The sequence below is a fragment of the Pseudomonas sp. GW823-FHT03E05 genome (assembly GCF_058796855.1).
In genome coordinates this window covers 297320-307354 of sequence record NZ_JBXAJB010000005.1, presented here as the reverse complement: position 1 = coordinate 307354, position 10035 = coordinate 297320, and the positions used below count along the sequence as shown (strand labels likewise).

12 protein-coding genes are annotated in these 10035 nt (G+C 65.0%); 1 reads left to right on the top strand and 11 read right to left on the bottom strand.

What is annotated here, in order from left to right; all coding sequences use genetic code 11:
• Positions 1-4: 4 nt before the first annotated feature.
• The 6 genes from AC1RCO_RS21770 to AC1RCO_RS21745 are packed head-to-tail and all read right to left on the bottom strand — an operon-like array spanning position 5 to position 4238.
• Positions 5-1678: an ApeI family dehydratase gene (locus AC1RCO_RS21770; protein ID WP_401021200.1), complete on the bottom strand. Its 1674-nt coding sequence runs from the start codon at positions 1676-1678 to the stop codon at positions 5-7.
• The gene (locus tag AC1RCO_RS21765; protein WP_011058849.1) at positions 1675-2220 is read right to left on the bottom strand and encodes a COG4648 family protein; all 546 of its coding nucleotides are present in this window, start codon (positions 2218-2220) and stop codon (positions 1675-1677) included. Before AC1RCO_RS21765 ends, AC1RCO_RS21770 begins: the two co-directional genes overlap by 4 nt.
• Positions 2217-2471, bottom strand: a complete 255-nt coding sequence (locus tag AC1RCO_RS21760; RefSeq protein WP_011058850.1) for an acyl carrier protein — start codon at positions 2469-2471, stop codon at positions 2217-2219. Before AC1RCO_RS21760 ends, AC1RCO_RS21765 begins: the two co-directional genes overlap by 4 nt.
• 9 nt (positions 2472-2480) lie before the next feature.
• The gene (locus AC1RCO_RS21755) at positions 2481-2753 is read right to left on the bottom strand and encodes a phosphopantetheine-binding protein (RefSeq protein ID WP_011058851.1); all 273 of its coding nucleotides are present in this window, start codon (positions 2751-2753) and stop codon (positions 2481-2483) included.
• Entirely contained in the window at positions 2722-3543 is an 822-nt protein-coding gene (locus AC1RCO_RS21750) for a lysophospholipid acyltransferase family protein (RefSeq protein WP_077933240.1), read from the bottom strand. Before AC1RCO_RS21750 ends, AC1RCO_RS21755 begins: the two co-directional genes overlap by 32 nt.
• Complete coding sequence (locus AC1RCO_RS21745; protein WP_011058853.1) at positions 3519-4238, bottom strand: beta-ketoacyl synthase chain length factor; 720 nt, start codon at positions 4236-4238, stop codon at positions 3519-3521. The genes AC1RCO_RS21750 and AC1RCO_RS21745 overlap by 25 nt, the downstream gene beginning before the upstream one ends.
• Positions 4239-4583: 345 nt before the next feature.
• On the opposite strand from AC1RCO_RS21745, the gene AC1RCO_RS21740 reads away from it, so the two are divergent.
• Entirely contained in the window at positions 4584-5354 is a 771-nt protein-coding gene (locus AC1RCO_RS21740; protein WP_011058854.1) for a ParA family protein, read from the top strand.
• A gap of 51 nt (positions 5355-5405) precedes the next feature.
• On the opposite strand, the gene trxC is transcribed toward AC1RCO_RS21740, so the two are convergent.
• The 5 genes from trxC to selO form a co-directional block, all read right to left on the bottom strand.
• Positions 5406-5840, bottom strand: coding sequence for a thioredoxin TrxC (gene trxC, locus AC1RCO_RS21735; protein WP_015633888.1), 435 nt, complete (start codon positions 5838-5840; stop codon positions 5406-5408).
• A 99-nt stretch (positions 5841-5939) separates the two neighbouring features.
• A complete protein-coding gene (locus AC1RCO_RS21730; protein WP_492618034.1) occupies positions 5940-6890 on the bottom strand; it encodes a hypothetical protein in 951 nt (316 codons plus the stop codon).
• Between the two features lie 26 nt (positions 6891-6916).
• On the bottom strand, positions 6917-7861 hold the full coding sequence (locus AC1RCO_RS21725; RefSeq protein ID WP_492618033.1) for a hypothetical protein: 945 nt from the start codon (positions 7859-7861) through the stop codon (positions 6917-6919).
• Positions 7862-7943: 82 nt separating this feature from the next.
• The gene (locus AC1RCO_RS21720) at positions 7944-8384 is read right to left on the bottom strand and encodes an IgaA/UmoB family intracellular growth attenuator (RefSeq protein ID WP_015633891.1); all 441 of its coding nucleotides are present in this window, start codon (positions 8382-8384) and stop codon (positions 7944-7946) included.
• 174 nt (positions 8385-8558) lie between these two features.
• Complete coding sequence (gene selO, locus AC1RCO_RS21715; protein ID WP_492618032.1) at positions 8559-10022, bottom strand: protein adenylyltransferase SelO; 1464 nt, start codon at positions 10020-10022, stop codon at positions 8559-8561.
• Positions 10023-10035 lie beyond the last annotated feature (13 nt).

Here is a 10035-nt window from a genome sequence, read left to right as displayed (position 1 = left end):
CAACTTATCCACAGCTGGCCTCCAGGACGATCCGCCCGCTGGAGCAGGGAGCCCCGTCATTGAGGTAGGCGAAATACAGTTTCTGGCGCTGGGCATCGAAACGCAGGTTCAGCTGGATGCGGTCGCCGGGGCGTACCAGTTGCTGGAACTTCAGCACTTCCATGCCGGCGAAGCGGCCCGGCAGCTCCAGCAGTTGCTGGCCCAGGGCCAGGGCCCAGTCCACCTGCACCACCCCCGGCAGCACCGGGGTCTGGGGGAAGTGCCCGCTGAAGTACGCCAGGTCCGGCGGAATGGCCAGTTGCAGCTGCCACTCCTCCTCGTGCTGCCGTTGCTCCAGCACTTCCGGGGCTTGCGGGCGTGGAGCCAGCAGCAGGGCCTGGACTTGCGCCTGGGGCAGCTTGCCCTGGCTGTTCAGCGGCAGTTGCCGCACCAGGCGCCAGCGCCGGGGCAGGGCCAGGGCTTCGCAATGCCCGGCCAGGTGCTGGCGCAGGGCCTGGGTCAGGTGGCGCCGGCCCTGGTTGCGCAGGGCATGCAGGCCGGGCTCGCTGAGCACCAGCAGGGCACCGAGGTAGGCGCGGTTGTCTTCGATCACCCCGAGCCGCGCTTCCGCCACCCATTCGTGGCTGGCCAGGGCCTGCTCAAGCATGGGCAGGGAAATGCGTTTTTCTTCCAGCTTGACGATGCGATCCAGGCGCCCCAGCAGTTCGAAGCGCCCGTCGGCGGCGATCCGCGCGGCGTCGGCCGTGTGTTCCACATGCCCGGCCGGCAGGTAGGGCGAGGTGATCAACAGCGCGCCGTCGGCATCCTGGCTCAGCCGTACATCGGCGAAGGGCTGCCACAGGCCTGGCCCCTGGCGCCAGGCGATGCCGCCGGTTTCCGAGCTGCCGAGGATTTCCGTCGGCCATTGCTGCAGGCGCTGGTGCAGGCCGCTGGCCGCTTCGGCGGGCAAGGCGCCGCCGGAGGAAAATACCCGCCGTACCTGGCTCAGGGCCGGCCAGTCGAGGTTGTCGCCCATGCGCTTGAGCAGGGCCGGGCTCGCCACCCAGGCAAACGCCGGGCACTCGCGGCTGGCCCGTTGCAGGTCTTCGGGAAATGGCAGCTGGCGGCGTACAAAAGGCCGCCCGGCGCACAGTGGCCAGAGCACGCGGAACAGCAGGCCGTAGATGTGCTGGGTGGCGACGCTGCCGATGATCCAGGCCTGGCCCAGGTCGGCGCCCCACAGGTGCTCCAGGGCGACGACCTCGTTGGCCAGTTGCCGCAGGTTCTTCTCGATGCGCTTGGGTTCGCCGCTGGAGCCGGAGGTGCACAGGCTCAACTGGCAGGTGTCCAGGTCCAGCTCGGCCGGGGCCAGGGGGCTGGCCTGCAACTGGTGCAGGGGCGTGTCCTGGTCGGTCAGCCACAGGTCGACTTCGCTCGACCAGCGCTGGCGGGTCTGGGCTTGCAGGTCGGCGGGCAACAGCACGCTGGCCCCGGCACGCCAGGCGCCGAGCAGGGCCACCGCCAGTTCCACGGCGTCTTCCAGATGCACCGCCAGGCGCCGTACGCCACGGGCTTGCAGGGCAGCGGCCAGGCTCAGGGCCTGTTCCTGCACGGCCCCCAGGTCGATGGCCGGCGCGGCGCTGACCGCTCGCGGCGTATGTAGCTTGAGCAACAGCTGCTCAAGGGGAATCCAGTTCATCTACGGCCTCTTACCCGTTGTCGTAACAGCCATTCAATGGCAAACAGCAGGCCCATCAGCCCGTAGGCGATCAGGCCGTTGTACAACGTCCACCAGCTCAGCGGCGCCCACAGGGTCAGGGCCGCGGCGAGCATTCCGTTACAGAGGAAAAACACGCTCCAGGCGACGGTCACCTGGCGCGTATAACGTATGGCCTTTTCCGGCAATTGCGGCTCGCTGATGCGGGCCAGGCGCTCTGCCACCGGGGGGCCGTATTTCAGGCTCAGGCCGAACAGGCCGAGCATGAAGGCGCTGATCAGCACCGGGTACCAGCGCAGCAGCGCCGGGTTGTCGAACCAGGCCAGCAGCAGGCAGAACGCGATCGCCGCAATGGCCATCCACAGGCTGCCGGGGCGGCGTTCGCCGGTCAGCGCCCGGGCCAGCCACAGGCCGCCCAGCAGCAGGCCGAACTGCCACGGAGCGAAATGCTCCATGCCGAAGTACACCGCGAAGGGGTAGAGCAGGCCGGCCAGCAACAAGCCCAGGCCGATCAGCCGGCTCATGCGGCCGGCTGGACCAGACGGTAGACCGCCTCGACCACGTCGTTGACGGTGCGCACCGACTTGAATTCCTCGGCGGCGATTTTCTTGCCGGTCTGGCGCTTGATGTGGTCGATCAGGTCGACCGCATCGATGCTGTCGATTTCCAGGTCTTCGTACAGGTTGGACTCGAGGCTGACGCGCTCGGGCTCCAGTTCGAAGAGCTCGACCAGGGCATCGCGCAGGGTGTTGAAGATATCGTCACGGGTTTGCATGGTCGGTTCTCAAGCTGCCTGTTTTGCAGTGACGAACGCCGCAAGGCTCGCCACGTTGCTGAAGTGGTTGCGGGTGTCCTTGGCGTCGGCGTCGATCTTGATGCCGTACTTCTTCTGGATCGCCAGGCCCAGCTCCAGGGCATCCACCGAGTCCAGGCCGAGGCCTTCGCCGAACAGCGTCTGGTCGTTGCCGATGTCCTGGGCACTGATGTCTTCGAGGCCCAGGGCGTCGATGATCAGCAGTTTGATTTCAAGCATCAGGTCCGGGTGTGTATCGCTCATCTCTGGCGAGCTCCTTAATGAAAAAATGGTGCAAGTGCTCATTGAGCTTGCGCGAAGCCTGGGGCGCCGGGCCCTGGGCTGCAAAGGTCTGTGGGTCTATATCGGCACCGACGTGAAAACTGAAGTGCACACGGCGTTGCGGGATGCGGTACCAGGGTTCGGCCTTGGTCAGGGTGCTGGGGCTGACCCGGATCACCACCGGGGTGATGATCTTCGCACCGCGCAGGGCAATGGCCGCCGCTCCCCGATGAAAGGCCGGAGCGGCACCCGGCTGGGTGCGGGTGCCCTCGGGAAAGACGATCAGGGTCTGGCCTGCTTGCAGCGCCCCGCAGGCACTGTCGAGCATGTCCATGCTGCCGTCGTTGCTGATGTACTGGGTGGCGCGCACCGGGCCGCGGGTGAAGGGGTTGTTCCACAGGCTCTGCTTCACCACGCAGTTGGCGTCGCGGACCAGGCCGATGAGGAACACCACGTCGATCAGCGAGGGGTGGTTGGCGATGATCATCTGCCCCGGTCGCCCGAGCCGCTCGGCGCCCTGGACCTCATAGGTGAGCACGCCGCTCCTGGCCATGAAGCGGATAAACAGCCAGAACAGCCGACTCACGGTATTGCGCGCCCGCTGGCGCTGGCGCTGGGCGTCGCCGGGCAGGCAGGCGAGCAGGGGGAAAATCACCAGGCGCAGGCACAAACCACCTATTCCGAACAGTGCAAAGCTCAGCGCCGTGGCCGTCAGGCGCCAGTAGTAGGCATTGCGGCCCTTGGCGCTCAGTGGTTGCGTTGCCAGGTCCATACACGATTCATCCAGGCATGTTGGCAAAAGGTCTGCGCGCCCAGCAGGGTACGCAGCAGATTCAGGGCGTGGGGCCATTGGGCCCTGGGCGTTTGACCGTCATGGCTGCCCAGGGACAACTGCCAGTCGTCGCCGGGGGTCAGCAGCAGGCCCAGGGCATAGGGGAACGGCACGTCGTCGATCCAGCTGGCATAGGCCTCGGGCGGTTGTTCCTCGGTGATCACCAGCAGTACATGGGGGGCGCCGTCGGCCAGCAGCGTGGCCGCCTCCAGCAGGCCATGCTCAAGGCCATCGCCGGCAGCGGCCAGGGCCGTCATTTCGCTGGTTTCGCCGCGCATGATCGACCACAGGCCGATCACTGCGTTGTGTACCGAGAGGCTGAACTGGGTGGGCGACAACGGCTGCTCGGCGGCCAGGTCGCTGAGAATCTCGAAGGTGCGCGGGGTTTCGCCATGCCGGGAGATGAACACCAGCGGCAGTTGTTCCAGGCCCTCGGCCAGGGGCCAGCCGACGCTGAACGCCATGCGCGCCAGGCGGCTGAGACGGCGCCGCTGCATGGCGGGGAGAAAGGATACATCGGGGGCGGCATCGCTGTTTTCAGGCAGGGCCGGTTGACGGCTCCAGGCCTGCCAGGCGTCCACGCTTTCGAGCCCAGGGGCCCACGCACGCCATTGAGCGATGTTGAACTTGATCACTTGATTTCATCCCGCCCCTGCGGGCTTCCTTGACGCGGCATATCGCTTCGATCGGCGATTGGCCTGAGTGACGCGAAGGCGTCAGTGGCGCGCATTATCCCGGTGCGACTGGCTTGTAGCAAATGCTCCTTGGCCTGTTGGTCGCAAAAGAGAAAAATCCGACGCGATGCGAGGTGTCTTTTTGCCACTATCTGAAGTCTTTCAGTCCCAGGTCGGCCTCGGGGCCGACATTGCCCGGTGTTTGTGCCAGGGCTGCGGGCAAGGAAAATCTGTGTGACAGCAAGGTAGCTAAGGGGCCGCGTGGCCTACTACACTCGATGATCTTTGATACAGGGAGGTCTAGACATGCGGCGTGTGGTGTTCAATCAGAAAGGTGGCGTGGGCAAATCCAGTATTGCCTGCAATCTGGCGGCGGTCAGCGCCAGCGAGGGCTATCGCACCTTGCTGGTGGACCTGGATGCCCAGGCCAACTCGACCCAGTACCTCACCGGCCTGACCGGCGAGGACATTCCCATGGGCATTGCCGATTTTTTCAAGCAAACCCTGTCGTCCGGACCGTTCGCCAAGAAAAACCAGGTGGATATCTACGAGACCCCCTTCGACAACCTGCACGTGATCACGGCCACCGCCGAGCTGGCGGACCTGCAGCCCAAGCTTGAGGCCAAGCACAAGATCAACAAGCTGCGCAAATTGCTGGACGAACTGGCCGAGGATTACGACCGGATCTACCTCGATACCCCGCCGGCCCTGAATTTCTACGCGGTATCGGCGCTGATCGCCGCTGATCGTGTGCTGATCCCCTTCGACTGCGACAGTTTTTCCCGCCAGGCCCTGTACGGCCTGCTGGCGGAGATCGAAGAGCTGAAGGAGGACCACAACGAGGGGCTGGAGGTCGAGGGCATCGTGGTCAATCAGTTCCAGGCCCGGGCCAGCCTGCCGCAGCAGATGCTCGACGAACTGATCAGCGAGGGCCTGCCAGTGCTGCCGGTGTACCTGGGCAGCTCGGTGCGCATGCGTGAATCCCACCAGGCCAGCATGCCGCTGATCCACCTGGACCCACGACACAAGCTGACCCAGCAATTCGTCGACCTGCACAACCTGCTGGAAAACGCCTGACCCTCAAGAGGCCATGAGCACAGGGTTTGGCCTGCGGCTCTTGGCGCTGCGTCAAATCCCCTGGCTGCGCAGCCAGCTCAACAATTGCGGCAGTGGCAAGGCGCCGCTTTGCCGGGCTACTTCCCGACCGTTCTTGAACAGAATCAGGCTGGGGATCGAGCGAATCCCCAATTGCCCCGCCAGCTGCGGGTTGGCTTCACTGTCCAGCTTGGCCAGGCGGCACTTGCCGCTGAGCTGCGCGGCGGCTTGCTGGAAGACCGGCGCAAAGGATTTGCACGGCCCGCACCAGTCTGCCCATACATCCACCAGCAACGGCAGGTCGCCCTTGATCTGGCTGGCGTAGTCGCCCTGTTTCAAGTCAAAGGGTTTGCTCAGCAAGACCTCGGCCTTGCAGCGCCCGCACTTGGGGTGGTCCCCCAGGCGCTCGGCGGGAATGCGGTTGAGGCCGTTGCAGTGCGGGCAGGGGATCAGCAGTGGGTCGGACATGGTCGGGCTCCGCAAACAGGGTAGAGCGCCTTAGATGGCGGCGCCCGGGGGCAATATCAAGTCGCAGCGGTCGGCCTGGAGCCGTTGCGGCTCCAGGGCTCATGCGCTGGGCGGGGCCAGTTCGACGCTGACCAGGCGGTCCATGGAGCGGCCGATGTAGAAGGTAAAGGGCCGCCCCAGCGCCATGGCCATGCCCTCGCACCTGCCCATGAAGCCGATGTGTTGCAACGGGGAAATCTCCCCGTCTTCGTGGTACTGCAGGCCCAGGGAGCCGACGCTGAAACCGACGCGGTCGGCCCGGCGGTCCGCTCGCGTGCCCCAGGAGGTCTTGATCGCGGACAGCTGGATGCGGTTGTCGAACAGCATCTGGTTGAGCGTGGGGTTGGCGAAAGTGATGTTGCCGAACAAGTATTGCGCCGGTTCGCGCTTGCCGTCTTTCCACTCCAGATACACGTTGTAATCCCCTGTGCCGCTACCGGCCTTGCTGCCCATCTGGCTGAACGGCATGCCCGGCGCCTGGAGGGTGGCCTGGTATTGGCAGAACGCCTCGTTGGGCGTGCCGGTGGCCGCGAGCTTGCCGCTGATCAACTCCTCCATCGAGTAATGAAACAGCACGTCGGCGTATTTCACCGGCTCCAGCGCCAGGGAGAAGCGTCGCGGCAAGGCCATGGCCCTTTTGCGGTACTCGGGGGTGGTGTATCTCCCGGTTTGCGGGGCGATCTCCAGAACGGCTTCGAAGGTGCCGGCTGCGCGTGCCTCGACAATTTCGCTGAACAGCGCTTGCAGGCGCTGGCGCTGGGGTTCGGGCACGTTGCTGTCCAGGCTGATATGCAGGGTCTTGTCGTCCTTGCGGTCCATTTCCAGGCCGATGGCGTCGGGTTCGATGCCGATCCCGGCGGCCATCTGAGTGATGGCCTCTGCGAAGTACGGCACTATCCGGGCCTGCTGGGGGTTACCCACTTCTTCCTGGAAATGCAGGGTGAGGTAGGTCTGCTTGCAGCCGGTCAGCAGCATCAGCAACAGGGCGGCAGTGGAGAGGCGTCGGTTCAATGGAAATCCTCGTCGCATAGTGGCTGTTAGCGGTAGTCGACGCTGGTCAGGCGATCCAGGGTCCGGCCCATGTGAAAGGTGAACGGCCGGCCCAGGGTCTGCATCTTCTGGTCGCACAGTGCTTGCAGCTCGTCCTTGCGGGTGTCGAAGGCCAGGGCCGAGGTCAGGGTCTGGACGCCGATGGAGCCGATGACGATGGCGAATTCGTCAAGGGGCACCGGGGCGGGCCGGGTGATCTTCGAGCTGGATGGCCAGGCCTGGACGGTTTTGTGCTGCAGGAGCCGGTTCAGGTCCGGGTCATCGAAATGCACCTTGAGTGGCACCTTGGCAATGCTGCCGCCGCGGGTCAGCAAGGAGATCAGGCCGCGCTCGCTGTTGTCCTGTTCAAGGGCTTCGTAGGCGATCAGTTTCAAGGGCCTGGGCATGGCCAGGCGCGCGGTGATCTTGCAACTGACCGGGCCTTCGATTTCGCTCGCGTTGACGATGGCCTGCATGCTGTCTTCGTAGCTGCGGTCCAGCAGCATGCCGAACTCCGGCTCGAACGCCAGGGTGGCGTCGATGTTGTCCGGCAGGTCACTGGTGCCGGAAGGGGTGACCTTGGCATGGGCGTTGTCCAGCTCCAGGCGCAGGTTCATCGAGCTGGCATTTCGCGCGCTGACGACCTGTTCGAGGATGGCCTTGAGGCTGCCCCGTTGTTCCGGGCTCAGGGAGTAGTCCACCAGGCGCAGGTGAATGACCTTGTCGTCCTCCTGGTCCCGCTCCAGGGCGATGGCGTCCGGGTCCAGGCCCTGGGCGCCGAGCGCGGTGTAAATGCTGTGTTTGTACGCCTCGTGCACCAACTGGTCGGAGTATTGCGGGCCGGCCTTGGGGTCGGAGCGCACCGACTCCTGGAAGTGCAGGGTGGCGAAGTCTTCCTTGCACCCGGCCAGCGACAGCAGCAGGGGCAACAGCAGCAGGTAGCGAGGTTTCATGGCGGACTCTTGCAGGGCAGCGATGGTGGCAGGGCTCGGGGCATGGGCGAGCGGTGAAGGTGGCAGCCAGGCCGCCAGTGCGTCATTGGGCCAGGCGATGCCCGTTGAGGCCGATGACCACGGCGAACTTCTTGGCGATCACCACTTCGGCCTGGTTGTTGTCGGCCAGGAAGCTTTCCATCGGGAAGGGAAATTCCACGGGAATACCGGCGATCGACATGTGTTTCACCGACTGGACCTGCAGTTCCAGACCGTCGCTCGCGGTGCCGCCGCTAATCAGATAGACGCTGTCGCTGATCGGCTTGTAGGACATGCCGCCGCTGCCCTGGATGCGTTGCAGGCTGGCGGTCTGTTTGGCCAGCTCGTCCAGTTCGGCCTGGGTAATGCTGCGGTGCGCCTTACCGTGCAGGTGCAGGTCCTGCAGGTTCATGCGGTACTTGGCGCGGCGGCTCAGGTAGATGACGACCGACACCAGGCTGAAGACGGCCAGGGCGAGGGTGGCCAGGGTGAAGAACAGGTTCATGTGCATCCTTGCAGGTACTGGAAATCAGGGCGCGCATTATCCCTGCCCGTCAGTGGCGGGTCCATGCGCAATCCCAGGTTGAGCCAGTGCTGGACGGCAAGCGCCTGCTCAACCTGCGGCAGGTCCGCAGGTTGGCCTAGGGCTTGAAGGTATCGATGGACAGCTTCGCCCGACTCAGGACGAACAGCTGATTTCCAGGTGCTTGCCCCACTCCGGCGGGCGTTCGGCGTAGCTGTCCATGCCGGCCTGTTCCTCGAAAGGCCGGCTCAGCACCTGATGCAGGCGGCGCACTTCGCTGTAGTCCCCGGCTTCTGCGGCGTCGATGGCTTTCTGCGCTAAATAGTTGCGCAGGATGTACAGCGGGTTGACCGCGTGCATGCGCGCGCGGCGCAGGTCCTGGCCCTGGATCGGATCGCGGGCGACCCGTTCCCGGTACAGCCCGGCCCAGGCGTCGAAGCCGTTGCGGTCGACGAAGTCGTCCCGCAGCCGTGCCAGCGCCTGCTCCGGGGCGTGCTCCCCCAGCCGGCGGAAGAACAGGCTGTAGTCGACGCCGCTGTTCTGCATCAGTTGCAGCAGGCGTTCCACGAGCTTCTGGTCGTCGTCCTCGGCCTGGGTGAAGCCCAGGCGCCGGCGCATCAGGTCCAGGTAGTGGGCCTGGTACAGCGGCAGGAACAGGCCCAGGCTTTCGCGCAGCGCCTCGACACTGATGAACGGGGTCAGGGCCTGGGCCAGGGCGCTGAGGTTCCACTGGCCGATGGGTACCTGGTTGCTGAAGGAGTAGCGCCCCTGATCGTCCGAGTGGTTGCAGATGAAGTGGGCGTCGAAATCGTCGAGGAAGGCGAAGGGGCCGAAGTCGAAGGTGATGCCCAGGATCGACATGTTGTCGGTGTTCATCACCCCGTGGCAGAAGCCATAGGCCTGCCATTTGGCAATCAGCTCGGCATTGCGCTCGACGATCTCGCGGAACATCGCCAGGTAGGGTTCAGGCAGCTCTTGGCACTCGGGGAAATGCAGGGCCAGCACATGCTCCCCCAACTGCTTCTGCTGCTCGGGTTTCTTGGTGTAGTAGAAATACTCGAAATGGCCGAAGCGGATATGGCTCGGTGCCAGGCGCAGGACCATGGCCCCGCGCTCCTGCTTCTCGCGCCATACCGGAGTGTCCGAGCCGATCACGCACAGTGCGCGGCTGCTGGGAATGCCCAGGGCATGCAGGGCCTCGGAGGCAAGGAATTCGCGGATCGACGAGCGCAGCACCGCGCGGCCATCGCCCATGCGCGAATAGGGCGTCTGGCCGGCGCCCTTCAGGTGCAGGTCCCAGTGTTCTCCCGCCTGGTTGTAGACCTCGCCCAGCAGCAGCCCGCGGCCGTCCCCCAATTGCGGGTTGTAGGAGCCGAACTGATGCCCGGAATAGACCATCGCCCGGGGCTCGGCCTCGGCCCACAGCTTGTGCCCGCCGAACAGTTCGGCGAACACCGGGGTTTCGGCCACGGCCGGGTCCAGGTCCAGCAGCGCCATGGCGCCAGGGCTGGCGGCCACCAGCCGCGGGTTGTCGAGGGGTTCGGGCAGTACGTGGGTCGAGAAGGCGTCGCCCAGGCGGGCGAAGCGGTTGTCGAAGGTCAGTTCGTCGAGGGCTTTCAACGGCCATCTCCCA